The 24,547-nt window shown below is 48.4% G+C and carries 25 protein-coding genes and 1 pseudogene; 19 read left to right on the top strand and 7 right to left on the bottom strand.

Going from position 1 to position 24,547, the window contains the following annotated elements:
- Positions 1–2: 2 nt before the first annotated feature.
- The 18 genes and pseudogenes from ACOGW3_RS20535 (at position 3) to ACOGW3_RS20450 (ending at position 15,206) form a co-directional block, all read left to right on the top strand.
- Entirely contained in the window at positions 3–473 is a 471-nt protein-coding gene (locus ACOGW3_RS20535) for a DUF2924 domain-containing protein (RefSeq protein WP_419904655.1), read from the top strand.
- Entirely contained in the window at positions 470–1,855 is a 1,386-nt protein-coding gene (locus ACOGW3_RS20530) for a recombinase family protein (RefSeq protein WP_419904654.1), read from the top strand. Before ACOGW3_RS20535 ends, ACOGW3_RS20530 begins: the two co-directional genes overlap by 4 nt.
- Positions 1,840–2,250: a hypothetical protein gene (locus tag ACOGW3_RS20525; protein WP_419904653.1), complete on the top strand. Its 411-nt coding sequence runs from the start codon at positions 1,840–1,842 to the stop codon at positions 2,248–2,250. Before ACOGW3_RS20530 ends, ACOGW3_RS20525 begins: the two co-directional genes overlap by 16 nt.
- 198 nt (positions 2,251–2,448) lie before the next feature.
- Positions 2,449–2,997 carry an RNA polymerase sigma factor gene (locus tag ACOGW3_RS20520; RefSeq protein ID WP_419904652.1) on the top strand — a complete coding sequence of 183 codons (549 nt, stop codon included), beginning with the start codon at positions 2,449–2,451 and terminating at the stop codon, positions 2,995–2,997.
- 194 nt (positions 2,998–3,191) lie between these two features.
- A complete protein-coding gene (locus tag ACOGW3_RS20515; protein ID WP_419904651.1) occupies positions 3,192–3,485 on the top strand; it encodes a hypothetical protein in 294 nt (97 codons plus the stop codon).
- Complete coding sequence (locus ACOGW3_RS20510; RefSeq protein WP_419904650.1) at positions 3,482–4,381, top strand: ATP-binding protein; 900 nt, start codon at positions 3,482–3,484, stop codon at positions 4,379–4,381. The genes ACOGW3_RS20515 and ACOGW3_RS20510 overlap by 4 nt, the downstream gene beginning before the upstream one ends.
- Positions 4,378–4,968 (top strand): hypothetical protein, encoded by a 591-nt coding sequence (locus ACOGW3_RS20505; RefSeq protein WP_419904649.1) that lies wholly within the window; start codon positions 4,378–4,380, stop codon positions 4,966–4,968. The genes ACOGW3_RS20510 and ACOGW3_RS20505 overlap by 4 nt, the downstream gene beginning before the upstream one ends.
- Before the next feature lie 12 nt (positions 4,969–4,980).
- Positions 4,981–6,645, top strand: coding sequence for a DEAD/DEAH box helicase (locus tag ACOGW3_RS20500; protein WP_419904648.1), 1,665 nt, complete (start codon positions 4,981–4,983; stop codon positions 6,643–6,645).
- Positions 6,642–6,851 carry a DUF6511 domain-containing protein gene (locus ACOGW3_RS20495; RefSeq protein ID WP_419903501.1) on the top strand — a complete coding sequence of 70 codons (210 nt, stop codon included), beginning with the start codon at positions 6,642–6,644 and terminating at the stop codon, positions 6,849–6,851. The genes ACOGW3_RS20500 and ACOGW3_RS20495 overlap by 4 nt, the downstream gene beginning before the upstream one ends.
- Entirely contained in the window at positions 6,852–7,643 is a 792-nt protein-coding gene (locus ACOGW3_RS20490; RefSeq protein ID WP_419904647.1) for a PD-(D/E)XK nuclease family protein, read from the top strand.
- Positions 7,640–9,829, top strand: coding sequence for an AAA family ATPase (locus ACOGW3_RS20485; RefSeq protein ID WP_419904646.1), 2,190 nt, complete (start codon positions 7,640–7,642; stop codon positions 9,827–9,829). The genes ACOGW3_RS20490 and ACOGW3_RS20485 overlap by 4 nt, the downstream gene beginning before the upstream one ends.
- Positions 9,830–10,203: 374 nt before the next feature.
- Positions 10,204–10,689 carry a hypothetical protein gene (locus ACOGW3_RS20480; protein ID WP_419905966.1) on the top strand — a complete coding sequence of 162 codons (486 nt, stop codon included), beginning with the start codon at positions 10,204–10,206 and terminating at the stop codon, positions 10,687–10,689.
- A complete protein-coding gene (locus ACOGW3_RS20475; protein ID WP_419904645.1) occupies positions 10,686–10,970 on the top strand; it encodes a DUF6378 domain-containing protein in 285 nt (94 codons plus the stop codon). The genes ACOGW3_RS20480 and ACOGW3_RS20475 overlap by 4 nt, the downstream gene beginning before the upstream one ends.
- Positions 10,960–11,343: a DUF6362 family protein gene (locus ACOGW3_RS20470; protein ID WP_419904644.1), complete on the top strand. Its 384-nt coding sequence runs from the start codon at positions 10,960–10,962 to the stop codon at positions 11,341–11,343. The genes ACOGW3_RS20475 and ACOGW3_RS20470 overlap by 11 nt, the downstream gene beginning before the upstream one ends.
- Before the next feature lie 313 nt (positions 11,344–11,656).
- Positions 11,657–11,965: pseudogene (locus ACOGW3_RS20465) on the top strand (ParB/Srx family N-terminal domain-containing protein); the annotation flags it as partial.
- 94 nt (positions 11,966–12,059) lie between these two features.
- Complete coding sequence (locus ACOGW3_RS20460) at positions 12,060–13,292, top strand: ISL3 family transposase (RefSeq protein ID WP_419904321.1); 1,233 nt, start codon at positions 12,060–12,062, stop codon at positions 13,290–13,292.
- A 127-nt stretch (positions 13,293–13,419) separates the two neighbouring features.
- Positions 13,420–14,652 (top strand): ISL3 family transposase, encoded by a 1,233-nt coding sequence (locus tag ACOGW3_RS20455; protein ID WP_419901077.1) that lies wholly within the window; start codon positions 13,420–13,422, stop codon positions 14,650–14,652.
- A gap of 257 nt (positions 14,653–14,909) precedes the next feature.
- A complete protein-coding gene (locus ACOGW3_RS20450) occupies positions 14,910–15,206 on the top strand; it encodes a hypothetical protein (RefSeq protein WP_419904643.1) in 297 nt (98 codons plus the stop codon).
- Here ACOGW3_RS20450 and ACOGW3_RS20445 read toward each other — a convergent pair.
- Positions 15,203–16,156, bottom strand: a complete 954-nt coding sequence (locus ACOGW3_RS20445; RefSeq protein WP_419904642.1) for a COG2958 family protein — start codon at positions 16,154–16,156, stop codon at positions 15,203–15,205. The two genes, ACOGW3_RS20450 and ACOGW3_RS20445, sit on opposite strands and share 4 nt — an antisense overlap.
- Positions 16,157–16,230: 74 nt before the next feature.
- On the opposite strand from ACOGW3_RS20445, the gene ACOGW3_RS20440 reads away from it, so the two are divergent.
- Positions 16,231–16,665 carry a lysozyme gene (locus tag ACOGW3_RS20440; protein ID WP_419904641.1) on the top strand — a complete coding sequence of 145 codons (435 nt, stop codon included), beginning with the start codon at positions 16,231–16,233 and terminating at the stop codon, positions 16,663–16,665.
- Here the strand turns inward: ACOGW3_RS20440 and ACOGW3_RS20435 are convergent.
- The 6 genes from ACOGW3_RS20435 to ACOGW3_RS20410 are packed head-to-tail and all read right to left on the bottom strand — an operon-like array spanning position 16,662 to position 24,545.
- Entirely contained in the window at positions 16,662–17,372 is a 711-nt protein-coding gene (locus ACOGW3_RS20435; protein ID WP_419904640.1) for a M48 family metallopeptidase, read from the bottom strand. The two genes, ACOGW3_RS20440 and ACOGW3_RS20435, sit on opposite strands and share 4 nt — an antisense overlap.
- Positions 17,372–20,584 carry a type I restriction endonuclease subunit R gene (locus ACOGW3_RS20430; protein ID WP_419904639.1) on the bottom strand — a complete coding sequence of 1,071 codons (3,213 nt, stop codon included), beginning with the start codon at positions 20,582–20,584 and terminating at the stop codon, positions 17,372–17,374. The genes ACOGW3_RS20435 and ACOGW3_RS20430 overlap by 1 nt, the downstream gene beginning before the upstream one ends.
- Positions 20,584–21,780 carry a restriction endonuclease subunit S gene (locus tag ACOGW3_RS20425; RefSeq protein ID WP_419904638.1) on the bottom strand — a complete coding sequence of 399 codons (1,197 nt, stop codon included), beginning with the start codon at positions 21,778–21,780 and terminating at the stop codon, positions 20,584–20,586. Before ACOGW3_RS20425 ends, ACOGW3_RS20430 begins: the two co-directional genes overlap by 1 nt.
- Positions 21,773–22,783, bottom strand: coding sequence for a virulence RhuM family protein (locus tag ACOGW3_RS20420; RefSeq protein WP_419904637.1), 1,011 nt, complete (start codon positions 22,781–22,783; stop codon positions 21,773–21,775). Before ACOGW3_RS20420 ends, ACOGW3_RS20425 begins: the two co-directional genes overlap by 8 nt.
- The gene (locus tag ACOGW3_RS20415) at positions 22,780–24,294 is read right to left on the bottom strand and encodes a type I restriction-modification system subunit M (protein ID WP_419904636.1); all 1,515 of its coding nucleotides are present in this window, start codon (positions 24,292–24,294) and stop codon (positions 22,780–22,782) included. Before ACOGW3_RS20415 ends, ACOGW3_RS20420 begins: the two co-directional genes overlap by 4 nt.
- Positions 24,295–24,311: 17 nt before the next feature.
- Positions 24,312–24,545 carry a DUF2188 domain-containing protein gene (locus ACOGW3_RS20410; protein WP_419904635.1) on the bottom strand — a complete coding sequence of 78 codons (234 nt, stop codon included), beginning with the start codon at positions 24,543–24,545 and terminating at the stop codon, positions 24,312–24,314.
- Between the last annotated feature and the right edge of the window lie 2 nt (positions 24,546–24,547).

The raw sequence follows: 24,547 nt of genomic DNA, 5'->3' as shown, positions 1-24,547 counted from the left end.
AGATGGATAAAACACTTCTGGCACGTGTAGCGGCACTCCCAAATATGCCGCTATCAGACCTGAAAGCATTATGGCGGGATGTGTATCAGGACGAACCACCCGGCGGTCATAAAAGCCACATTGTCCGCAGACTGGCTTATCGCCTGCAGGAGCTCGCCTATGATGTTGATCCGCAGATTGAGAACCGGATCGAACAGCAGGCCAATGATTTATTCGGCCCCAATAAATCAAGAAATGGCAAAAAAGCTAAGCCGAAGCGCAAGACACAATATCAGCGGCCCATCCCCGGCACCAAACTAGTTCGGGAATATAAGGGCATCGAATATCAGGTCACTATTTTAGAAGAAGGTTATGAATATGCAGGCTGCCTATACAAAAGCCTGTCGAAAGTGGCGCTGGCCATAACGGGCAGCAGCTGGTCTGGGCCTGCCTTCTTCGGATTAAACAACAAAGTACAAGGAGGCAAACATTGAGCAAAACCACACCGAAAAAACGCTGCGCGATTTATACGCGCAAATCTACCGAGGAAGGCTTGGACATGGAGTTCAACAGCCTTGATGCTCAGCGCGAGGCTTGTGAATCCTACATTGCTTCACAAAAACATGAAGGCTGGTTCCAGCTCCCTGATGAATATGATGATGGCGGCTTTACAGGCGGCAATATGGATCGTCCGGCCTTAAAGCGTCTGATGGACGATATCAAATGCGGCCTGATCGACACGGTTGTCGTGTACAAGGTTGACCGTTTGTCGCGCTCCTTGGCTGATTTTGCCAAGCTGATTGACCTGTTTGATGAGCACAAAGTGTCCTTCGTTTCCGTTACCCAGCAATTCAACACCACCACATCAATGGGCCGACTGACACTGAACATCCTGCTCAGCTTTGCCCAGTTTGAGCGTGAGGTGATTGGCGAACGCATCCGCGATAAATTGGCTGCATCCAAACGCAAGGGCATGTGGATGGGCGGCGTCACGCCCATGGGCTATGTGGTGAAAAACCGCGAGCTTGTGATTGAGCCTGATGAGGCTGAGGGCATTCGCAAAATATTTGATCTGTTTTTGATGACCAAGTCGCCCACAGAGATGGCAAAGATGTTGCCGCGCATGGGGGTGTTAAGCAAGAAGCGCACAACTAAAAACGGACGCGTCATTGGTGGCAAGGCACTGGATAAAGGCGGTCTCTATAAAATTCTGCAAAACCCCATCTATATCGGCAAGATCAAACATAAAGACAAAATCTACGAAGGCCGCCATCCAGCCATCATCGACATGGATACGTGGAATAAAGTCCGCGCCATCATGAAAGAAAACACCATCAACCGAGGCGCAATCACACGCAAGAAAACCAAGGCAATTTTGATGGGGCTTTTGAAATGCGGTGAGTGTGAATGCTATCTGGTGCCAAGCCATACCCGCAAAAAAGGCGGCAGGCTTTATCGCTATTACACCTGCGAGCACTATCGCAAAGGCATCAACCCGGATTGCAAAGTTCGTAATGTCAGTGCCAGTGAGATGGAAGCTTTGATCCTGACACAGCTGCAAGCCGTTTTTGCCTCACCTGAAATGATCGTTGAGACATGGCGCGAGGCATACAAAGAGGATGAAAGCGTGACTGAAACAGAAGTCCGGGACGCGCTTGGCAATATTGTACCGATCTGGAAGGAGCTTTTTCCGGCAGAGCAGCAACGTATTCTTGAGCTGATGATTGAGAAAGTCATCGTCAATTATGAATATGTTGATGTCCGTATCCGGGCAGATGGCATGCTCAGCCTTGCACGAGAATTGGACGAACAAGAAAAGCGCCTCCAAGGAATTTCAACCAAACAATTGGAGGAGCAAGCATGGGTGCACGCATAAAAATGATGGAAGGCAATGTGATCTCGGTTCGGGTGCCGATAAAAATCAAACGCTACGGCGGCAAAAAACTGATTTTACTTCCTGAAGGTGCTCATATGACTGCACCGCAAGAAGCTTCGAAACCCGACGAAACACTCGTTAAAGCTTTGGCCAAAGCCTATTACTGGCAGAACCTGATTGATACTGGGCGCTATAAATCCATCGATGACATGTCGCGCCAGCGCAAAATCAATTCCTCTTATATGTCGCGGATACTGCGCCTCAATCAACTCGCTCCACAGATTAAAAAAGCCATCTTGGATGGTACGCAGCCGCGCCAGTTAAGTCTGCAGGATATGCAAACCCCATTTCCCGATATTTGGGATGAGCAATTAAAGCATTTTGGATTTGCCTAATCCCGCTTCGGTGAAATTTCACCGAACGCTCTGAAATTTTTTTCAAAAAAATTTACGACCACCAAAGCCCCGCATGTCGGGGCTTTTTTTGTTTTTGCAGCGCTTTGAATAGCCCGTCTCACCGGGCCTCCAGTGAGTTTTCGCCAGTCCCAGTTGACCCGCCCGCGTGGCGGCTAACCGCAACTGGAGACGAAAACCATGAGCAAAAACAACTATGAAGGAATCCATCCTTATGTCGTAAACCAAGTCCGTTATCACGCACGCAGCCTGATGCGGCACTCCGCCATTCATGGCGTAGAAGTCGAGGACCTCGAGCAAGAGCTGATGCTGGATTATCTATCCCGCAAGCAGGCTTATGATCCCGAAAAAGCAAAATGGTCGACCTTTGTTGACCGTATCCTCAACCACAAATGCGCCAGCCTGATTGAAGCAGCCCGCGCCCAAAAGCGTGGGTCCGGCATTAGTGACTTTTCACTTGATGTATGGCTTGAGGATAAGGATGGCGAAGACAACGCCTTGCCTGATCCCGCAACCGAAGACCTGACCAGCCGCGATCTTCAAATTGATCTTGAACAGGCGGTTCAGCAGATGCCGCCGCATCTGGTGTTGCTGCTGGTTGATATGCGAACGCTCAGCATCAGTGAAATCTCACGCAAAACCAAAACCCCACGCTCAACCCTCTACGGGACGCTGTCCGAACTTCGTGGATCGCTGAAGGAGCGTGGCTTTGCGGAATATCTGCACTGAGCCGCCGACAGTTTTTGAGCCCTCTCGGTAAGTAACTCCTTGAAGGCAAGAAAACATGCCGGGTTCTCGCGGAAATACAAGACCTGAATCAGGGAATACCGCGACCGCTTTGCTCTTTGGGCGGCGTCAGAACCCGGCAGCCGAAATGACACGACCAAAGAGCAAATTTTAACCCACGAAATCAAGGAGGTTTTATGTTTAAGCTATCGTTACAAAAGCTGATTAAAGACAGCTACTACGCCAAACATGTTCCGGCATTTATTCAAATTCCAGAGCTTGGTGCCATAGAAGAAGACACCACCAAACCTATCCATGAGGCAACTCTGGATGATCTGGCCTTTGCCGCACAGGCTTTGGATAAAGAACAAAGCGCCATCTATAAGCGCCTGTCTGCCATCCGTGAGCTTTATACGGAAGCACGTTCCAAAGGCGCATTAGGCGCTGAAAACATTGTGGATGCACTCTCCCGCAAAGGAGGTGCCCAATGAGCCTTCCCATAATCTCAGCCGATGAACGCTTGAAAGAAACCAAGGGCATTAAAGGATGCATCTTTGGTAAAAGCGGTATTGGCAAAACATCATTGCTTTGGACGCTTCCCGCTGAAAAGACACTGTTCTTTGATCTGGAGGCTGGTGATCTGGCCATTGAAGGTTGGCAAGGCGATACCATCCGTCCGCGCACATGGCAGGATTGTCGTGATATTGCAGCCTTTATAGGTGGCCCTAATCCGGCCTTGCGTGATGAGCAGCCTTACAGCCAAGCCCATTATGATGCCGTCACCGCCAAGTATGGTGATGCCGGAGCACTTGATAAATACGACACGATCTTCATCGACAGCATCACCGTTGCCGGACGCTTGTGTTTCAACTGGTGCAAGGGACAGCCACAGGCATTTTCTGACAAAACAGGCAAACCCGACACGCGTGGTGCTTACGGCTTGCATGGTCAGGAAATGATCGCGTGGCTTACGCATCTCCAACACACACGCGGAAAGAATATCTGGTTTGTCGGCATCTTGGACGAAAAGATCGATGAGTTTAATCGCCGTTTCTTCCAGCCGCAAATTGAAGGCAGCAAAACAGCATTAGAGCTTCCCGGCATTGTCGATCAGGTCATCACCATGACCGAGATGACAAGCCCCGATGGCAAGTCATTCCGCGCCTTTATCTGCCACACCATCAATGATGCCGGATACCCGGCCAAGGATCGTTCCGGTCGTCTTGACCTGATGGAAGAACCCCATCTTGGCCGCCTCATGCAGAAGATTGCAGGCAAAGCCAAGCCTGCTGCTGAACGCCTCACGTTCTCAATTGAACAGGACACGCCCGCCAGCAGCACCCCTGATCCCCAACAAAATAACGAAACACAAGGAGGCCAAGAATGAGTTGGAACGATTTTAATAGTGCAGATGATCAAAGCGGATTTGATGTCATCCCCAAAGGAACGCTGGCTAAGGTCCGTATGACCATTAAGCCCGGTGGCCATGATGATGCGTCGCAAGGCTGGACGGGTGGCTGGGCCACGCGCAGCAATACCACAGGTGCCGTCTATTTGAACTGTGAATTTGTGGTGTTGGAAGGCAAATATACCCGCCGCAAAATCTGGAGCCTGATTGGCCTTTACAGTACCAAAGGACCGGACTGGGCCAATATTGGTCGCGCCTTTATCAAAGGGATTTTGAACTCCTCTCGCGGCGTGTCCAACAAGGATAATTCGCCAGCCGCCCAGAATGCCCGCCGTATCAACGGCCTTGGTGATCTGGATGGTGTCGAGTTTGCCGCCCGTATCGATATTGAGAAGGACCAGAACGGTGACGACAAGAACGTCATCAAACTAGCCATCACACCAGATCATAAGGAATACGCCTCCCTGATGGGTGCTGTATCTGGTGCAGCTTCTGTGCCTCAGTCCAATAGTGATCAGTCCGCGTCTGCGAGTTCTGCCAGCAACCTGCCGTCATGGGCACAATGATAAGGGGGCGGCATGTTACTCAGACCAAGACAAAAGGAGCTTGTCTCCAAGACTGTTGATGCGCTTTATACCCACGGCAATACGCTTGCCGTCGCGCCGACAGGTGCAGGCAAGACGATCATGCTATCAGCAGTGCTGGGACGTATGTTTGACCGCGATATTGAACGTGCTTGTGTGCTTGCTCACCGTGATGAGCTGACTTTTCAAAATGAAGGCAAGTTCAAGCGCGTAAACCCATCACTTTCCACCAGCATTTTCAATGCGAATGAGAAAAGCTGGGATGGCCAAGTGGCCTTTGCCATGGTGCAAACCCTCTCGCGGGAGAGCAACCTGCAATCATTGCCGCCGCTTGATGCATTGGTAATTGATGAAGCCCATCACGCTCGGGCCGACAGCTATATGCGGGTGATTGAGCACGCTCAAAACATCAATCCGAATTTGAAGCTGCTGGGCATGACCGCCACGCCTAACCGTGGTGATAAAAAAGGTCTGCGCCCGATCTTTTCCAACGTGTCGGACCAGATCACGGTTAAGGAGCTGATCGCTTCCGGTCACCTTGTGCCGCCACGCACCTTTGTCATGAATGTCGGTGTTCAGGAAGAGCTGAGCAAAGTCCGTAAAACCGCCCTTGATTACGATATGGGCGCGGTCGCCGACATCATGAACACACGCCCGATTAATGATGCGGTGGTTCAACACTGGAAGGAAAAAGCCGGAGATCGACAAACCGTCGTATTCTGCTCGACCGTTGAGCATGCGCGGGATGTCATGGCCAGCTTTATCAGCGCAGGCATCGCCACAGGCATGATCTGGGGTGATATGGGCGAAACAGATCGCGCTGATACTTTGGCAGCTTACGGCAAAGGCAATCTGCAAGTGATCGTCAATGTCGCGGTGCTGACCGAAGGCTGGGACCACCCGCCAACATCCTGCATCGTTTTACTGCGCCCAAACTCTTACAAATCCACCATGATCCAAATGATCGGTCGTGGTTTGAGGACAGTCGACCCGGCTGAGTTTCCCGGCATCATCAAAAAAGACTGTGTTGTGCTCGACTTTGGCACATCGACACTGATGCATGGCTCGCTGGAACAGGAAGTCCAGCTGGATGACCAGTTTATTGAAGGCGATGCGCCATATAAAGACTGCCCGGAATGCGGCGCTGATGTGCCGCTCGCCAGTAAGGAATGCCAACTATGTGGCTATGTCTGGGAAGGACAGCCCGAGGCTGACACCACGCAGACCGCTGATTTCCACATGACGGAAATTGATATCCTCAAACGCTCCAGCTTTCTTTGGTGCGATTTGCGCGGTGATGATCAGTATTTTATTGCAACCGGCTTTGAAGCTTGGGGCGGTGTCTTTTACCGCGACGGCGAATGGTACGCCGTTGGTGGCCGCAAAAATCATGCGGTTAAGCTCTTGGCTGCGGGTGAGCGTATTGTATGCTTCGCTGCTGCCGATGACTGGATCAACCTGTTTGAAACCGAGAGCGCTGCTCACAAAACCAAGAACTGGCTGCACCAGCCTGCCACCGAAAAACAGCTACGTCATCTCCCCCCTGAATATCGCAATGATTACAGCCTGACCCGTTACAAGGCTTCCGCGCTGATGACCATGCGTTTCAACAATACGGCCATCCGTCAGGTCATTGAAAACGGGAGGATCGCCGCATGATTGATCCCACAGATTTTGAACGTGATTGCATGAATAAGGCTCTGCGCCCCCTTGGGGAATATGTCGCCGAGATTGGCGCTGACAAAGCCTTCCAAGATTTAACCCGTGAGCAAGTCCTGACACTGATCGAAGTCGTTGTGACGGCTTACATGGACGAGCTTTCCAAAGGCGAGTCCATAGAAGATTTTGGGGAGATTCCATTTTAGATGCTTGATTTTAACCATTCGTCCGGGTTGGCTTGGGCGGCGGACGACAACATAAAATGCCCCAGTTTTACCGAGCGTGTGTCTGAATTAATTGATCAGGCATTGTGCGCGGAACATAAAGCCCAGCCAGAACGCGATTATCTGGGGGCTTCCCGCCTTGGGGAAAACTGCAGCCTTAAATTACAATACGAATATACGAACATCCCTAAAGACAAAGGCTTTTCCGGCCAGACCTTACGGATATTTGCCGCAGGGCATGTGTTTGAATATCTGGCCATTCGCTGGCTTCGTCTTGCCGGGTTTGAGCTCTTCACTGAAAAGCCGAATGGCTATCAGTTTGGATTTTCGGTCGCCGATGGTCGCATCCGTGGTCATGTTGACGGCATTATTAATGGCGCACCCGAGGCACTGGGTCTGACATTCCCGATGCTCTGGGAGTGCAAGTCGCTTAATGCCAAGTCATGGAAAGATACTGTCAAACGCGGCGTTGCCAAATCAAAACCTGTCTATGCCGCGCAAATGGCAACCTACCAAGCCTATATGGAAGGCAGTGTGCCGGGCATCAGTAAAAACCCGGCGCTATTCACAGCCATTAATAAAGATACGGCAGAGCTGTATTTTGAGCTTGTGCCTTTTGATGCCAGCCTTGCCCAAAAGGTCAGTGATCGTGCGGTTACTATCTTAAAAGCAGCCGAGGCTGGTGAGTTATTACCGCGCCATACTACTGATCCTGAACATTTTGAGTGTCGTTTCTGTGCCTACCGCAATCGATGTTGGGAGGTGCCTGCATGACAGTAAGCTGGTCCGATTTCAATGATGCGCCAAGCCAATATCCGGAATTCAAAGACGCTACTGTTCCCACGGATGATATCCGTCAGCAACTGATCGGACGACTGGATCAAGTCTTATCTTACTTGCTGCCAGCAGGCCGCATCAAACGCGGTGTGTATGAGATCGGCGATATTCAAGGCAGCAAAGGTGACAGCCTCAAGGTTGAGCTGAATAGCGGCAAAGCTGGCATGTGGCATGATTTTGCCACGGGCGAAGGCGGCGACATCTTTGATCTGTGGGCTGCTTGCCACAATCTGGATACCAAACATCAATTCCCGCAGGTGGTCAGCTCAGCCAGTGAATGGTTGGGACTGTCTTCGCCTGTGCCGATGCCTGTTCCTCAAAGTAAATCTGCTAAACATATCCCCGAGGATGAGCTTGGCCCACATACAGCCAAATGGGATTATCTGGATGGCGATGGCAAACTAATCGCCTGCGTCTATCGCTATGACACAACCGACGGCAAAGAATTCAGGCCATGGGATGTGCTGGCAAAGAAACACCGCGCCCCCACACCAAGACCGCTTTTTAACCATCCGGGTCTCAGGGAAAACCAGCATGTGGTGCTGGTCGAAGGTGAAAAAGCTGCCGAAGCTTTGATGGCCCATGGCATTACTGCTACAACCGCGATGAATGGCGCAAAAGCCCCGCCGGAAAAAACAGACTGGTCACCCCTCAAAGGCAAACACCTGCTGATCTGGCCGGATCATGATGAGGCTGGCCGCGCTTATGCCGAAGCCGTTAGCGTATATCTTGGCGCACAAGGTGTGACCGCTTCGCTCACCATTTTAGATGTGCCAAGTGACAAACCTGAAAAATGGGATGCAGCCGATGCTGTGTCTGAGGGCTTGGACATACGCGCTTTTATTGCTGCGTGCATCAAAACCGAAAAAGCCGCTGTCACTGCTGTGCCTGCCTTCACGGTTGGACATTTTCTGGATGACACATCGCCCATGCCGGAAGATTTGATCCTGCCGCGTGTGTTAACACCGGGTGGGCTAATGGTCTTTGGCGGTGCGCCAAAGGTCGGCAAAAGTGATTTTTTGCTCTCGCTGCTGGCCCATATGGCGGCAGGTGTTCCTTTTCTTGGCATGAAGCCACCACGCCCTTTGCGGATATTTTATCTGCAGGCAGAGATTGGCTACCACTATTTGCGCGAGCGCCTGCAAAACATGGCATTTGATAAAAACCTGCTGCCGCTGGTTCGCAAAAATCTGGTTGTCACACCGCAATTTAAGATGCTGCTCAATGAGCATGGTGTTGCCGCCACCTGTGAGGCCATTCGCAGCCATTTTAGCGATCTGGGCGTTGATATTATCGTCGTTGATCCGCTTCGTAATGTGTTTGACGGCGGCGAAGGCGATGCAGGTGAAAATGATAACGCTGCCATGCTGTTTTTCTTGCAGCAACGGCTCGATGCATTGCGTGATGCCGTTAATCCCGATGCCGGGATTATCCTTGCCCACCACACACGTAAAATTCAAAAGAAGCAGCTGGAAGAAGATCCGTTTCAGGCACTCTCCGGTGCCAGTAGCCTGCGAGGTTATTACACCACCGGGCTGATCCTGTTCCAGCCGGATGAAAACCAGTCCTATCGCCAGCTGATTTTTGAGCTGCGAAACGGCCCACGCCTGCGCTCCAAAGTGATCGATAAGGTCGATGGTGCGTGGCAAGAGATGGAATACAGCTCGGATCGTCTGGTCAATCGTGACTATGGCCAGAAGCTGGATGCGGAGCGCCGTCGCAAGCGCGATGTGATCCTTGAAATCATCTACGAGGAATCTCGCTCTGGCCGTGTCTACACCATGAACCAGTTTTGTCAGGCGTTTGAAAACCGCGCCGGGCTTGGCGGCAAAGACACCATTCGTGGCCGCTTGGATGTGCTTTCCACAAAGGGCTACGTCAAGTTTTTCAAGGATGCAGACAATTACGGCTTGAGCAGTCCCTCTCGCACCAAATATGGCTTTTTGTGCGTTGAAGACATGCATCTGGGCACTGGTGAAGAGATGGTCGACCCGCACACAGGCGAAGTCTCGGGCAAGCTGCAAGCGGTCTATCCAACCCATTACAAATGCCGTCAGACAGCCGCTGTTTTGCCTGTCGAGAACCCTCGTGTGTGGATTGAGACGCAAGAGGATCAGGCATGATGAACCAGCCCCAAAACACCTGCAAAAACCAATTTTCCCACCCAGGAAAAATGGTCTGCCACGCTCCCAAACTGGAGCAGTTTCGGCCCAATCTGAAACTGCAGCAAATCTGCCAAAACTGGAAAACGCCAGCCATATCAACGGTTTCAGTGCAGTTTCGGGCCAAATTCCAGTTTTGGTCATCCAGTTTCGTTCCAAACTGCCCAAACTGGACGGAAAGCCTTTTATTTCAAGGCTTAGCCAGTTTGGAAGTGTTTAGGAAAAAGACTCCCTCTCCCTACGGGAGAGAGTGCCCCTATGGGGGCAACTCTCCCCGGTCGAGGGTGTTGTGCGTGCTCATTTCATCTTTCCCAACAACCAAACAGGAGGTCTCCATGGAAAAAACCAATCAACCCATTTTGCTCAGTCTCGATCTGGGCACAGCCACCGGATGGGCGCTGTCCAACAAACATGGACGCATCATGAGCGGCACAGCGCATTTTCGTCCCCGTCGTTTTGAGGGTGGCGGCATGCGTTATCTGCGCTTTGAGCGCTGGCTGAATGAAACCCGCGATGTGTCGGGCGAGATTAACGCGGTCTATTTCGAAGAAGTCCGCAGGCATCTTGGCGTGGACGCTGCCCATGCCTACGGCGGCTTTCTAGCTTCACTCACCGCATGGTGTGAGGAGCACAGCATCCCTTACGAAGGCGTTCCGGTCGGCACGATCAAGAAGTTCATCACTGGCAAAGGCAATGCTGGTAAGGCAGCTGTTATCGCAGCTGTCAAAGCCCTCGGCCATCTGCCCGAAGATGACAACGAAGCCGATGCGCTGGCTCTCCTGCATTTTGCCCGTGAGCAGATGATCGGAGGCCAGTCATGAGACATGCCAACCGACTTTTGGAGGAAGCGACACGGACACTGGCAGAGCGTGGTGAAAGCTACGGATCACCCCAGCCGCTATTCGAAAACGTAGCCAAACGCTGGTCACTGACGTTGGGCGTGGGTGTGAGTGCTGAACAGGTCATCACTTGTTTGATTGATCAGAAACTGGCGCGACTGAACAGCAGCCCCGGGCATCAGGACAGCATTCTCGACGTTGCCGGGTATGCAGCAATTTTAAACGAAATCATCAACAACAACGGAGGTGCTTATGGAGCATAACTGGACAGAAAAGGACGTGGCAGGTCAATTTGAAGAATCCATTTCAACTTTGAAAAAGCTACCGCCTGTGCGGGCGCAAGGCTATTTTAATGCGTGGCCCGAGATTGTCCGCACTCCGGAAGAGATTGCGGCAGGTGAACCCATGCCGCTTCGCTTACGTGCAACGCCTGATGCGATCTCACGCATGGAGCAAACACTACGCTGGATCACATGGGTTGATGCCCCGGAGCGTCGCTTGATCTGGCATCGCGCCGCACGCAGACGATGGAAAACAATTTGCTGGGAGCTGGGCTGTGATCGCAGCACAGCATGGCGCAAGTGGAATATTGCGCTGGCAAAAATTGCTGCTCGCTTGAACGCAGGACAGAAGTAAAGTGTTGCAACACTTTAGTATTCGACACTTGCAACATTTTTGGCTACTATAAGAACCATAATCGGCAGCAGTGTACGCACAGGCAGCCGTCAAGAATTCAAGCGAGCCGCCATCAATCTGATTGCGGCTTTTTTGTTTCCTCACACCGCTCATTTACCGATGCTCCTCTCACATACCAAGCCACGGGTCCTTCCTGTGGCTGGAACGTATGCGGGCGGGCTGGGCGCAGTATTTCGCTAGCGTCAGGGCTGCAAAAGAGGTTCGCAGTTCGCACCCGGGTTCGCACACCACTAACACATAAAAAGGTTTAACAATGGATTTGAATGTTCAGCAAATAGCGCTGGAGCAGCTGGTTCCCTATGCCCGCAACGCACGCACACATAGTGAGTCACAAGTGGCGCAGATTGCAGGATCGATTGCTGAATTTGGTTTTGTGAACCCTGTTTTGGTTGGCGGCGATAACATCATCATCGCGGGCCATGGCCGTGTGATGGCTGCGAAAAAGCTGGGCCTGCAAACCGTTCCAACCATCAAGCTGGATCACCTGACAGAAAACCAGCGCCGCGCCTTGGTGATTGCCGATAACAAAATCGCCGAGAATGCCGGATGGGATGAAGAATTGGCTCTTCTCCGCTTTGTTGAGTAGAAAAAGATGCCGACCGCCAAGTAACCTGTTGATATGTATGGTTTCTGATAACTTTACATAGAGCAGGTATATGACAATCAACATCTCGCAGCATATTTTAGGCCTCAAAGGGCAACGTGTAAATGAAATTAAACTGGATGACGGCGGTGTTAAGATTGTCATTCACTGCAGCCGAGACGCGCGTAGGAGGGCTATAGACCCTGCTACAGGCCAGAAGGGAAGCATCAACCAGCATGTCCGCCGACAAGTAAACGACATCCCCCTTTTTGGGTATCCTTGTGTGGTCGAGATTGAGCTGGCGCAGGTTTATATTAACAAGGGCGAACGCCGCATTGAGGGGTGTGATTTTGTTGATAAAGGGTGCCGTTTCACTCACCGATTTTGCCGACTGATCAGTGGATTATGTCGGCATATGTCTATTCAAGCGGTTTCCAGACATTTGGATATACGATGGGAAACGGTCAAGAATATCGACAGGGCATACCTTATTGAAACTCTCCCTACGCTTGATCCTGCAGAGCTAACTGGCTTGGAATATATTGGTGTAGATGAAGTTGCCCGGGCGAAAGGTCATGACTACATGACGGTGGTCTACGATATGGTTGGCGGTCATCTGATCTGGGTTGAAGCAGGCCGAACTGCCGAGGTTTTTTCAAGGTTTTTGAAACAACTGCAACCAGATACAGCCTGCAAAATAAAGGCCGTAGCGATGGATATGGGGCCTGCCTACCAAAAGGCTGTCAGAGAGTCCTTGCCGTTGGCCGACATAGTATTTGACCGTTTCCACGTCATGAAAAACTACAGCAAAACTATCCATAATCAGCGTCGACTTGAGTTCAGAAAGGCCGATCCAAGTGGTAAAGAGTTGATGAAAGGGACACATTATCTGTTGCTCAAAAATGCGGATAAGTTGAGTGAAAAACAAAGTGACAAGCTGCAAAGGTTGCTGGAGAGCAATAGCAACCTGAATGCACTTTACGTCTTGAAAGAACAGCTTCAGCTGCTGTGGAGTGCCGCTTCATTTGAGGCGATGGCGGAGCAACTGGAACGTTGGTGCCTGATAGCAGATCAGTCACAGATGCTCTATCTAAAAAAGTTCGCGAAATCCCTACGGAAACATTGTGTGGGCATCTGCAACTACGCCAAACACAAGCTCACAAGCGCCAGGATAGAGGCTGGTAATGTCAGTATAGGAATGATCCGTAAGCGAGCCAGAGGCATCAAGGATACCGAATACTTCAAACTCAAAATTAGACAATCATCCATTCCAGATAATCAATCTATGCTCTATTTGAAATCCTAAATCTACTCAACAAAGCGGAGAAGTGCCTCAAGGGCTCTTCTCCGCTTTGTTGAGTAGAAAAAGATGCCGACCGCCAAGTAACCTGTTGATATGTATGGTTTCTGATAACTTTACATAGAGCAGGTATATGACAATCAACATCTCGCAGCATATTTTAGGCCTCAAAGGGCAACGTGTAAATGAAATTAAACTGGATGACGGCGGTGTTAAGATTGTCATTCACTGCAGCCGAGACGCGCGTAGGAGGGCTATAGACCCTGCTACAGGCCAGAAGGGAAGCATCAACCAGCATGTCCGCCGACAAGTAAACGACATCCCCCTTTTTGGGTATCCTTGTGTGGTCGAGATTGAGCTGGCGCAGGTTTATATTAACAAGGGCGAACGCCGCATTGAGGGGTGTGATTTTGTTGATAAAGGGTGCCGTTTCACTCACCGATTTTGCCGACTGATCAGTGGATTATGTCGGCATATGTCTATTCAAGCGGTTTCCAGACATTTGGATATACGATGGGAAACGGTCAAGAATATCGACAGGGCATACCTTATTGAAACTCTCCCTACGCTTGATCCTGCAGAGCTAACTGGCTTGGAATATATTGGTGTAGATGAAGTTGCCCGGGCGAAAGGTCATGACTACATGACGGTGGTCTACGATATGGTTGGCGGTCATCTGATCTGGGTTGAAGCAGGCCGAACTGCCGAGGTTTTTTCAAGGTTTTTGAAACAACTGCAACCAGATACAGCCTGCAAAATAAAGGCCGTAGCGATGGATATGGGGCCTGCCTACCAAAAGGCTGTCAGAGAGTCCTTGCCGTTGGCCGACATAGTATTTGACCGTTTCCACGTCATGAAAAACTACAGCAAAGCTATCCATAATCAGCGTCGACTTGAGTTCAGAAAGGCCGATCCAAGTGGTAAAGAGTTGATGAAAGGGACGCATTATCTGTTGCTCAAAAATGCGGATAAGTTGAGTGAAAAACAAAGTGACAAGCTGCAAAGGTTGCTGGAGAGCAATAGCAACCTGAATGCACTTTACGTCTTGAAAGAACAGCTTCAGCTGCTGTGGAGTGCCGCTTCATTTGAGGCGATGGCGGAGCAACTGGAACGTTGGTGCCTGATAGCAGATCAGTCACAGATGCTCTATCTAAAAAAGTTCGCGAAATCCCTACGGAAACATTGTGTGGGCATCTGCAACTACGCCAAACACAAGCTCACAAGCGCCAGGATAGAGGCTGGTAATGTCAGTATAGGAATGATCCGTAAGCGAGCCAGAGGCATCAAGGATACCGAATACTTCAAACTCAAAATTAGACAATCATCCATTCCAGATAATCAATCTATGCTCTATTTGAAATCCTAAATCTACTCAACAAAGCGGAGAAGAGCCTGTTCAAGCTACTGGATCAGGGTGTCGGTATTACCGACGGACTGATTGCCGTGTGGGATGGCGAAACGCAGGCATTATTTGCAGCGGTTATGTCCTTCTGGTTTGGGCAGCGCGCCTTAGCCAAATTCCGCTCAAACCCTTGAAAAACATGATCTTATTCACTTGATAAGCGCTCGGAATGAAGCGTTACTGTAAGTGTAAAAAGCAATTGAAAACAAGGAGATAACACTATGAGCAAACTATTTTACAAGGCCATGATTGAAGACATCCAAAACGAAAAATGCACCGACGCAGAGCTGGAAGCGCTGCTAAATGCCTTTGAGTACACAGTCAAGAAAATGGCCACCACGCTGGCCCGTAAAGCTTGGTACACGCTGGAAGATTACGCCACTGCCAAACAATACGGCATCGACCGCTTTACGCTGATGATTGAGCGCAAAGAAGTCCTTGGGCAAGAGCAATGGCATGGTGTTTTTGAATATGGCAGCAAGAACCTCAAAGTTATAGGAACACTGGAAAAGGATTAATCCTGCTCTGTATTCATGTCCCAGTCAGACTGACGTATCTCGCCTGTTTGATAAAACTGACGGATTAACTTGATATATTGCAAGAAGTCTTTGTTTTCTTCCGTCAACCTGTTCGCCGTATCCCAATCAATTTCGGTGCGTTCCTTGGCAGGAATAATGATTTGGCTTTCAGATGGGTTTTCAGCGTCCAGTCGAATAAAGCCAATGCCATGAAGGCTGGCAAGCATCCTAAGCTCTTTCAAGGTATCAGCACCTTCGATTTCGCTGGCAACTAAATAGCCGAAGTTTGCCCATGAAGAGTTGCTTACGGCTTGGAAAAAGACTTCGCGTACGTTTGAGCGATTGATTAATATCTTAACCTCAAACGACCATAGTTTAGTTTTCTTATCAGCATATTGCTGCACGCAGTCTTTTATTTCACGGTGCCAATCGCAACTGAGGTCTTCCATGCCGACAAGATCAGGGTAAAGCCACTTATTACCACCTGCGCCTCTGGAATTGCGGGATCGCTTTTCATCAATTCTTTTGCTGTAAAGCTCAAGCTCTGACCAGAGAAACTCTGACAGGATGGGGTAAAGGTCATGTTCTTTTACTACAGATCCGTTCGCTTTTGTGGCGGGTGAAGGCTCATGACTCTCAGCATGGTCAATCTCAGCACTGTCAGTTGATTCAGTGAAATAGTACTTTCGAGGGCGGCCTTCTGTGGTTTTAACTTCGGGATGGCGCTTCTGCAGTCGTGGACGTTGTGAACCAATTTCAGCAACGATTTGCTGCAGCAATGCTGTTTCATTGTCGAGCGGATTAACGGTAGCTGTTGAGCGCTTTTGTTTTTGGCGGCATTCATCTGGATAGGTTTCAAATATCCAATTGGCAATTTCCCGAGCGGTAAATTTTTGCTCTGGGTTCTGCTGTAAAAATTCAGCGACAGTGTTCGCCAAGTTTAGCGCCATTATTCATTCTCTTTCATTTTCGTACTCACAGATATTACCAAGATTTACCAATTTCACAAGAAAAGAGGAGAAAAATGAGACACATCACACAAAACGGATTGGACCTGATCAAACGGTTCGAGGGCTTCTCTCGGACCGTTTATTTTTGTCCGGCTGGTTATCCCACCATTGGCTATGGTCACGTTGTCAAAGATGATGAGGACTTTTCATCGGGTATTGATGAAGCACAGGCTGAGGAGCTTTTGCGGCAAGATGCTCAGATTGCAGAGCGTGCCGTCCTGCGCTTAATCAATGTACCGCTGACAGACGGCCAGTTTGATGCGCTGGTGTCATTCACCTATAATCTGGGCGGTGGTGCGCTCCAGCGTTCCACACTGCGCCGTAAAATCAACCGCGAGGAACATGGCGAAGTACCAGAACAATTCATGCGCTGGGTCTGGGCTGGTGGCCGTAAGCTTAAAGGGCTTGTTCGTCGACGAACTGCAGAAGCTGGCTTATATACTTTTTAGATTAAAGCCATTTCAAGTTTGTGTTTACGCTTCATCCAGTCAGGCAACGTGCGGTCGAGCAGTTTATAAAACTCAGTACCGTGATTGTGGTGGATGAGATGGCAAAGCTCATGAATAACAACGTATTCAATACATTCTTTGGGCGTTTGAATAAGGTTTACATTAAGCGTGAGCTGACCTTTTTCTGATAAGCTTCCCCAGCGTTTATCCATTCTTTGTAGTTTCAAATTTGGTTTTTTTAGATCACCTTTTTTGAAATTTTCCCAGCAATCATCAAAAATTCTGGATAGATACATCTTAGCCCGTCTTCTATACCAAGAATCCATAAGCTTTTCTATGTGATCTGGTTTGCTGGAAGTTGCCTCGATACAAAAATATCCATTTTTCAAAAGCACCTTGTCTTTGTCAGAGAGCTCTATTTTTAATCTGTACTTTCGACCAAGATAAAGATGACTTTCACCGCCAACATACTTTCTGTCAGGTGTTCTTGGGTCAAACTGGTTGAAATAAGCAATTTGGCGCTTTATCCATCGGGCTCTTTTCTTGATTTTTTCTTCAACAGCCTCAAGCGTTGAAGTTTTCGGAGCTTTGACCACGACACTTTTGTCAGGATGGACCGCAATTTCTAGCGATTTACGGTTCATCATCAAAAGCTCGTAGTCAATTTCTGTTTTGCCGTAGCTGATGGTGCAGGCAATACTTTTCATTATGCATGCCTCCTGCTTTTGGCTATCTGCATCGTTTTTTCAATAATCTCATCCATCTGCTCCAAGCTTAATGCCATATCAAACTTGTCTTTGACCTCGTCATAAAGGAAGTCATCTATGTCATTAATGGCAGATTTTTGGGCATCATCATCGGTCCAGAAATCAACCTTCCAGTGATCTTCAATGATGCGCTGAATGGCCAGAGATGTTTCTGCGGATACAGACTCAATCTCTTGTGTCTCTGCCTCATATTTCATGAAGTATGGCTTGATTACACCGTAGTAAGCACAGGCTTCATCATTGCCGTTGATGCTATCAGGTACATCATCATGCTTCTTTGAAACGACCGAGTCACGAATATCGCTAACCTTGTTAAGGTAATCGAGATCAGAGATACGGCGTGCCTTAAAATCATCGATGGCCTGCTGGATCAGTTTTGAAAACTTCTCATAAAACGCAGGGTCTTCATCCATCTTTTCATTGATAACTTTTTTCGTTGCATGCGCGATGGTGTCAGCTTTGGCAGCTGTTGATTTACCAGAGTGAATGCCCTGGCCTTTTTTGACAGCATCAAAATTCTGATCGTCAAAAATATCGACAGGCGCATTCAGCTGAATAACCTCATTGGCCTGAATATGTGTATCGAGCAGCTTTTTGATTTTTGGCTCGTAATCACGGTAATCGATGGCCTCCGCATAGCGCAGTTTTACTGATTTTTTCAGGTTCTGGAATCGTTTCAGATCAGCCTTATAAGTTCGCAACTTGGCTTCATCCGTTTCCATGATGAATTTATCAGTTGAAAGCGCAATCCCAAGAGTTTTGCTATATTCTGCAAGTCTCTCGTAAAAGTCTTCACGCAACTCATCATCTGCCAAAAGAACCTCAAAAGATTCCTCATCATGCTTGTTTTTCACCTCTCGGAAAACGTCCCATAAATCCGAATAACGTTGCGGAAGCATTTGCACTTCTTCATTAACCGAAGTCAGCGTGCCCAAAAGGTCTTCTTCGTCGAAGCCTTCAAACGCATCATACATGGTTAGTGCTTTATCCAGCTCACCAAGGACACTGGCATAGTCAACGATATACCCAAAGTCTTTACCTTCGTGTAAGCGGTTCACACGAGCAATGGCCTGCAACAGGGTATGTTCACGCAGGGTGCGGCAAAGGTAGAGAACCGTGTTTTTGGGGGCATCAAATCCGGTCAGAAGTTTATCAACAACAATCAGAATTTCCGGCTCTTCACCGTATTTGAACTGATTAATGACCTGCTTGGTATATTCCTCCTCGGAACCAAAGCGCTTCATCATTTTATCCCAAAACTTGCCAACCTCATCGGTTGGCCCTTCATCGACTTCCTCATGGCCTTCACGAGTATCCGGTGGCGAAATAATCACTTCCGATGTGACGAACCCAATATCTTTCAGGTGCTCATGATATTTAAGCGCCGCCGCTTTGCTTGGGGCAACAAGCTGGGCTTTAAAGCCTGTACCTTGCCAGTTGGCGCGGTAATGCTCACTCACGTCGAAGGCACGCATATAAATAACCTGATCAGACTTATTCAGCATTTCAGCGCGGGCATATTTCTTTTTCAGATCAGCCTGCTGGTCTTTATTCAGATCTGATGTGTGGCGGTCAAACCAAAGGTCGATAGCAGCCTGATTCTGTACCATTTCCACATGACGGCCTTCATACAGCAATGGCAATACAGCCTTGTCTTTCACTGCTTGTTTGATGGAGTAATGGGGTTCAATCAAACCGCCAAATTTTGAGAAGTTATTCTTTTCTTTTTTAAGCAGCGGCGTACCTGTAAAACCCAAGTAACATGAGTTAGGAAGCATCTGGCGCATTCTGGCGGCAAGCGAGCCAAAGTTTGTACGGTGGCTTTCATCCACCAGCACAAAAATATCCGAGGATTCATCGACATATTTTTCCGATGCCCAACCTTTATCAAACTTGTGAATGAGCGTGGTGATAATGCCGACTTTTTCTTTCAGGTGTTTCACAAGGTTACGGCCAGATGTGGCACGTTCTTTGGAAAGGCCACAGGCAGCAAACGTATTGCCCAGCTGCTTGTCCAGATCATCACGGTCGGTGACCAGCAGAATACGCGGATTCACAACCTCTGTATCCAAGGCAAGTGCGCGTGTTAGCATCACCATGGTCAGAGATTTACCAGAGCCTTGCGTATGCCAAATGACACCGCCCGTTCTGATGCCTTCGCGGTCGCGGCGTTTAATACGCGCAACGGTAGAGCGGATCACAAAGAACTGTTGGTAACGAGCAATCTTCTTAATTCCCCCATCAAACAGCGTAAAGCGATAGGTCAGCTCTAGCAGCCGTTCTGGACGACAGAGGCTATAAAGCGCTTTATCCTGCTCGGTGAGCATGCGCTCGCCTTCATTTTCCAGCGCATCAAAAAATCCACGCGCAGGAGCAAATTCACCTGAGAATAACGCGTTCTTCTTATCATCGCTCAAAGGCGTATTGATGATTTTGGTGATCTTGTCTTCTTTGTCTTCCAACTCATTCCACACGCCCCAGAATTTGGCAGGTGTACCTGCGGTCGCATATTGGGCCGCATTTTTGTTCACGCCCATCACCAATTGCACATAGGTGAACAGTTTTGGGATGTATTCATCACCTTGATTGCGGATGTTTTGCGAAACGGCTTGTTCAACCTCCACCTTGGGGGATTTACATTCAATCACGGCCAAAGGAATACCGTTGACGAATAGAACAATGTCTGGTCTGGCTGTTTCCACGCTGCGGTTACGTTCCACCGCGAATTCCGGCACAACATGAAACACATTGTTAGACGGTGTTTTCCAGTCGATGTAATTCAGGTTAAAGCTTTTGCTGTTGCCCTCGACCGTTTGCTCCAGCGCTGTGCCAAGGGTGATCAGGTCATAGATAACCTCGTTGGTTTTTTGCAGCCCGTCATATTTGACGTTTTTGATCTTCTGGATGGCTTCCTGAATATTGGCTTCGGAAAAATGATAATCCTTACCCTTGTAGTGGATGCTGTTGAATTTCTTCAGTTGCTCACGCAGCACGCTTTCCAGCAGCACATTGCTGTTTTTACCACCGCGCATCGCCAAAGCTTGTTCTGGTGAGAGATACTCATACCCAAGCGCGATCAGCTCCTGCAGAGCAGGAATTTGCGACAAATATTCTTCGTTAAAACGAAAGCCTTGTATATTACTCCCCGACATTACGCGGCCTCCTTATTTTTGATATGCCATTCGCCAGACAACAGCTTTTGCATCAACCCACGTTTTTGCGTGCGATATTGATCGGCTAGCTTTTTGAGTAGGTTGATTTCTTCTTTGGCTGTATTGAGCGTGTTTGCAATGTTTTGCTGAACAGAAAGTTCAGGTAGGCAAATTGGGATTGCCCCTAGATCACCGAAACTAACTGTCTCACGCACGCTGCCTTGTGCACTCTTTTTAATCCGCTGTTTTGCCTCACTAGAAGAGAGCCAGTGCAAGAAATAATCACTATCTGCCATTTTGTGATCCAGCTTAAACACTGTGTACATCGGGCTTAATATTCCGTCGTCCCAATCATCTAATCGTGCAATAGAACCCACATTGATACGTGATGGGTTATAGGCATACTGGCCTTGCTTCACGATTTTGTAATTGGTTACATTCGCACTCGCTACACGGCGTTCAAATTGATCTTCTGGCAACACAAACCCACTGTGATTGGTGACACTCAACACGCGGTCAATTTCATTATCCCGGTTTCGCTTCGAAACTTCCTCGACAAAATCGGAAAGAAGCTTCTTCTTATGCCCAGATCTATTAATTAACCTCGTAACCAACCACCCGAACTGGCGCTCTTTGGCATCAATCAACGCTTCGGTTTTTTCGATCATATGTCCCCATTCATCCAGCATTGAAACAATCATTTGCTGGTCTGTTTTAGGAGGGACAACAATTGGAACTTTTGATAAATCTTTTTGACCGATATTGGCTCTAACAGCCCCTTGGCTGCGGCGGATCATTTCTTTTCTGATCGTGTCGGTTTTAAAGCAATACTTTGCAAACTCTGGCAGCAACAATTGTTTTATTTGTCTTCCACGAATAACAAATCCCCCAAATGTAATCTTTTCTTCACCTAAATATACAGAGGAGAACGCGATCTCTTCCGGAGTTTCTGACGTCCTGTTGAATAAAATATCACCTCGAACAACCGAATATTCGTTTAATTGCTTATCAGTAATTTCTACGGAGCCGACGACATCATCGCTGCACAGACAGTTTTTGCGGAAAATATCCATTACATTGACAAATTTAATACCCTTACCATATGCGCTCTTATCGGCATTGACCCCATTTTTGAAATCCATAAACGTGCCGAGCGTAGTTGTTGTCCAACCAGTTGGGAGATTTAAGTTACTCATCCTCACCCCCACGTTTAGTCAGTTTCTTTTCGAGGGTTTCTAACTCCTTGATATCCTCTTCATCAGCGGCAATGGCTTCTGCTTCTTTTCTCTTGGTATCAAATTCATCGTAACGCTCTGCTGCAAGCTTTTGAGCCACTTCCATTTTGAGTTTTCCGGCGTGAGTCAGCAGGTCTCGTTCGTTAAACTCAAGAAACGCATCCAATTTATCGGCCCAGTCATTCATGCTGATGGTTTTACGTTTTTGTGCCTGATCTTCTGCGTAGTCCAGATACATAGTGACAATGCGATTAAGTTCGTCAATTTCATCCTGCTGTAGGTAGTTTTTGGCAGTGCCAATATCGCCCTTTCTGACAATAGACCCTTTGAAAGAAGTTAGACCCATATTGGCTTTTCCGGGATCACTTCGATCAGCAATCAATTCAGCAGCGGTTTTACCCGTTACAGCCCAAAGCATTTTATTTTGAACTTTTTTGAAAAAGAGTTGCGCCTGTTCGGAGGATTTATCGTAATCAACCGCCGTGGCGTAAAGGTCTTTTACTTTTTGATAGAAGCGTTTTTCAGATGCTCGGATGTCACGGATACGAGCAAGCCACTCATCAAAGTAATCCCATTTGTCAGCTTGCTTCAGGCGCTCATCATCCATGGCGAAGCCTTTGACCAGATACTCCTTCAAAACAGTGTTGGCCCAACGACGGAATTGCGAGCCTCGAGGTGAGCGGACACGGAATCCAACAGCCAAAATAGCTTCCAGATTGTACATTTTTGTTTGGTACTGCTTACCGTCTGCGGCAGTTGTCAAGGATTCCTTGACAACTGAATTCTCCATTAACTCATTGTCTTCAAATACATTTTTCAAGTGAAGGCTGACATTCTGCTTTGTTGTATCAAAGAGTTCAGACATTTCGTTCTGAGTAAGCCAAACCGTACCTTCAATGGCTCGCAAATTAATCTCAGCAAGTCCATCTTCTGTCTGGTAGATGATTAATTCACCGTTGCTCATGCTGCTACCTCCTTTAGAAGGTTCGCCATTTTGCCGCGCACTTCTGCCAATTCACCTTCAAGTGTATCGATTTCTTGCTGAACGACCTCAATGTCGATTTCCGCTTCCTCTTCGAAGGTATCGACATAGCGTGGGATATTCAGGTTGAAGTCATTTTCTTTCAGTTCATCATAGCTTGCTAAATGTGCGTATTTAGGGGCTTCTTCACGCGCCTCATAGGCGTTTAGGATTTTCTCCATATGTTCATCAAGCAGGGCGTTTTGGTTTTTGCCCGGCTGATAATCTTGACTGGCATCAATAAACAGCACATCTTTTCTGTCTTCATTGGCACCACCTTTTTCACGAGAGCGGTCAAAAATTAAAATAGCAACGGGGATGGATGTGCTCGGGAACAAGTTACCCGGCAGACCAATCACGGCATCCAGAAGATTATCTTTGATGAGTTTTTCGCGGATGCGTCCCTCAGCAGCGCCACGGAATAATACCCCATGAGGAACCACCACAGAGATACGGCCTTCTTTTTCAACTGCGGCCTCAATCATGTGACTGATAAAGGCATAGTCGCCTTTTGATTTCGGCGGTACACCGCGCCAAAAGCGGTTATAGGTATCAGCTTCTGCTTCATTGGCACCCCACTTATCAAGCGAGAATGGTGGGTTGGCGACGATGTTATCGAACTTCATCAGGCGGTCATTTTCGACCAATGTTGGCGATGTCAGCGTATTACACCATTCAATACGGGCGGAGTCAGTGCCATGCAAAAACATGTTCATACGGCATAAAGCCCAAGTGCTCCCATTCACCTCCATACCATAGATGGAGTAGTTACGGTCACCGACAGCTTTGGCCGCTTCGATTAAAAGTCCACCCGAACCACAGGCTGGATCACAAATACGCGCACCTACTTTTGGTTTGCAAAGCTGCGCGACCAATTTTGAAACTTTATGCGGCGTGTAGAACTCTCCCGCTTTTTTACCTGCATCAGAGGCAAAGCGCTCAATCAGATAAATGTAAACATTGCCAATAACATCTTCTGAAATACGGCTTGGACGCATATCAAGCTGGGGCTTATTGAAATCCTCCAACAGCATTTTTAGGCGGCGGTTACGGTCTTTGGTTTGCCCCAAATTGGCTTCGGAGTTAAAATCAATATTGCGAAACACCCCTTCCAGTTTTCCTTTATTGGCCGTTTCTATTGAGTCTAATGCAATATTGATAATTTCGCCGATGTTTGATTCGTTACGCTGATCGTAAAGATCGTAATAGCTTGATCCCTTTGGCAGGATAAATCTCTCACGCTCTAGTTTACGGCGGATACGCACATCATCGTCGCCATATTGTTTACGGTATTCTTCATAATGATCTTTCCATACATCAGAGATGTATTTCAGGAACAGCATCACAAGGATATAATCCTTGTAACCTGCTGCATCCATTACGCCACGAAAGGTGTCACAAGCAGCCCATGCAGCGTTATTTACGTCTTGTTGTTTAATTGCTTCATTCGTCATTTTTGTGCTCCTTGTGCTTATTTCGTATCTTTCGGTGGGTATGGGTCGTTGCCATAGCTGTTTCCGGCTCTAATTTTGCCGTCACGGCCATGGACCTTGGTATCTGATTGTTGGTTGCGGGCAATTTGCTCGGCCCGTTTAATCGCTTCTTTCTGCGTATCGGTGACCTTCGTTGCCTTGCTATTACCTGCGCCCTTAACGGCCCATCCGTCCGGGTGCTTCACTACATGTTGATTTTTTCCTCGTGTCATAG

Origin of the sequence: Kiloniella sp., from assembly GCF_965205715.1 — a bacterium.
In the GTDB taxonomy this organism is placed as follows: domain Bacteria; phylum Pseudomonadota; class Alphaproteobacteria; order Kiloniellales; family Kiloniellaceae; genus Kiloniella.
Note: the sequence above shows the minus strand (reverse complement) of the source record. Positions and strands in the feature narration are given on the sequence as shown.

What these genes read in the sequence shown, in the direction of transcription:
- ACOGW3_RS20535 (WP_419904655.1), top strand. Translation starts at nt 3, where the DNA reads ATGGATAAAACACTTCTGGCACGTGTAGCGGCACTCCCAAATATGCCG.
- ACOGW3_RS20525 (WP_419904653.1), top strand. Translation starts at nt 1,840, where the DNA reads ATGGGTGCACGCATAAAAATGATGGAAGGCAATGTGATCTCGGTTCGG.
- ACOGW3_RS20520 (WP_419904652.1), top strand. Translation starts at nt 2,449, where the DNA reads ATGAGCAAAAACAACTATGAAGGAATCCATCCTTATGTCGTAAACCAA.
- ACOGW3_RS20515 (WP_419904651.1), top strand. Translation starts at nt 3,192, where the DNA reads ATGTTTAAGCTATCGTTACAAAAGCTGATTAAAGACAGCTACTACGCC.
- ACOGW3_RS20510 (WP_419904650.1), top strand. Translation starts at nt 3,482, where the DNA reads ATGAGCCTTCCCATAATCTCAGCCGATGAACGCTTGAAAGAAACCAAG.
- ACOGW3_RS20505 (WP_419904649.1), top strand. Translation starts at nt 4,378, where the DNA reads ATGAGTTGGAACGATTTTAATAGTGCAGATGATCAAAGCGGATTTGAT.
- ACOGW3_RS20500 (WP_419904648.1), top strand. Translation starts at nt 4,981, where the DNA reads ATGTTACTCAGACCAAGACAAAAGGAGCTTGTCTCCAAGACTGTTGAT.
- ACOGW3_RS20495 (WP_419903501.1), top strand. Translation starts at nt 6,642, where the DNA reads ATGATTGATCCCACAGATTTTGAACGTGATTGCATGAATAAGGCTCTG.
- ACOGW3_RS20490 (WP_419904647.1), top strand. Translation starts at nt 6,852, where the DNA reads ATGCTTGATTTTAACCATTCGTCCGGGTTGGCTTGGGCGGCGGACGAC.
- ACOGW3_RS20485 (WP_419904646.1), top strand. Translation starts at nt 7,640, where the DNA reads ATGACAGTAAGCTGGTCCGATTTCAATGATGCGCCAAGCCAATATCCG.
- ACOGW3_RS20480 (WP_419905966.1), top strand. Translation starts at nt 10,204, where the DNA reads ATGGAAAAAACCAATCAACCCATTTTGCTCAGTCTCGATCTGGGCACA.
- ACOGW3_RS20475 (WP_419904645.1), top strand. Translation starts at nt 10,686, where the DNA reads ATGAGACATGCCAACCGACTTTTGGAGGAAGCGACACGGACACTGGCA.
- ACOGW3_RS20470 (WP_419904644.1), top strand. Translation starts at nt 10,960, where the DNA reads ATGGAGCATAACTGGACAGAAAAGGACGTGGCAGGTCAATTTGAAGAA.
- ACOGW3_RS20460 (WP_419904321.1), top strand. Translation starts at nt 12,060, where the DNA reads ATGACAATCAACATCTCGCAGCATATTTTAGGCCTCAAAGGGCAACGT.
- ACOGW3_RS20455 (WP_419901077.1), top strand. Translation starts at nt 13,420, where the DNA reads ATGACAATCAACATCTCGCAGCATATTTTAGGCCTCAAAGGGCAACGT.
- ACOGW3_RS20450 (WP_419904643.1), top strand. Translation starts at nt 14,910, where the DNA reads ATGAGCAAACTATTTTACAAGGCCATGATTGAAGACATCCAAAACGAA.
- ACOGW3_RS20445 (WP_419904642.1), bottom strand. Translation starts at nt 16,156, where the DNA reads ATGGCGCTAAACTTGGCGAACACTGTCGCTGAATTTTTACAGCAGAAC.
- ACOGW3_RS20440 (WP_419904641.1), top strand. Translation starts at nt 16,231, where the DNA reads ATGAGACACATCACACAAAACGGATTGGACCTGATCAAACGGTTCGAG.
- ACOGW3_RS20435 (WP_419904640.1), bottom strand. Translation starts at nt 17,372, where the DNA reads ATGAAAAGTATTGCCTGCACCATCAGCTACGGCAAAACAGAAATTGAC.
- ACOGW3_RS20430 (WP_419904639.1), bottom strand. Translation starts at nt 20,584, where the DNA reads ATGTCGGGGAGTAATATACAAGGCTTTCGTTTTAACGAAGAATATTTG.
- ACOGW3_RS20425 (WP_419904638.1), bottom strand. Translation starts at nt 21,780, where the DNA reads ATGAGTAACTTAAATCTCCCAACTGGTTGGACAACAACTACGCTCGGC.
- ACOGW3_RS20420 (WP_419904637.1), bottom strand. Translation starts at nt 22,783, where the DNA reads ATGAGCAACGGTGAATTAATCATCTACCAGACAGAAGATGGACTTGCT.
- ACOGW3_RS20415 (WP_419904636.1), bottom strand. Translation starts at nt 24,294, where the DNA reads ATGACGAATGAAGCAATTAAACAACAAGACGTAAATAACGCTGCATGG.
- ACOGW3_RS20410 (WP_419904635.1), bottom strand. Translation starts at nt 24,545, where the DNA reads ATGACACGAGGAAAAAATCAACATGTAGTGAAGCACCCGGACGGATGG.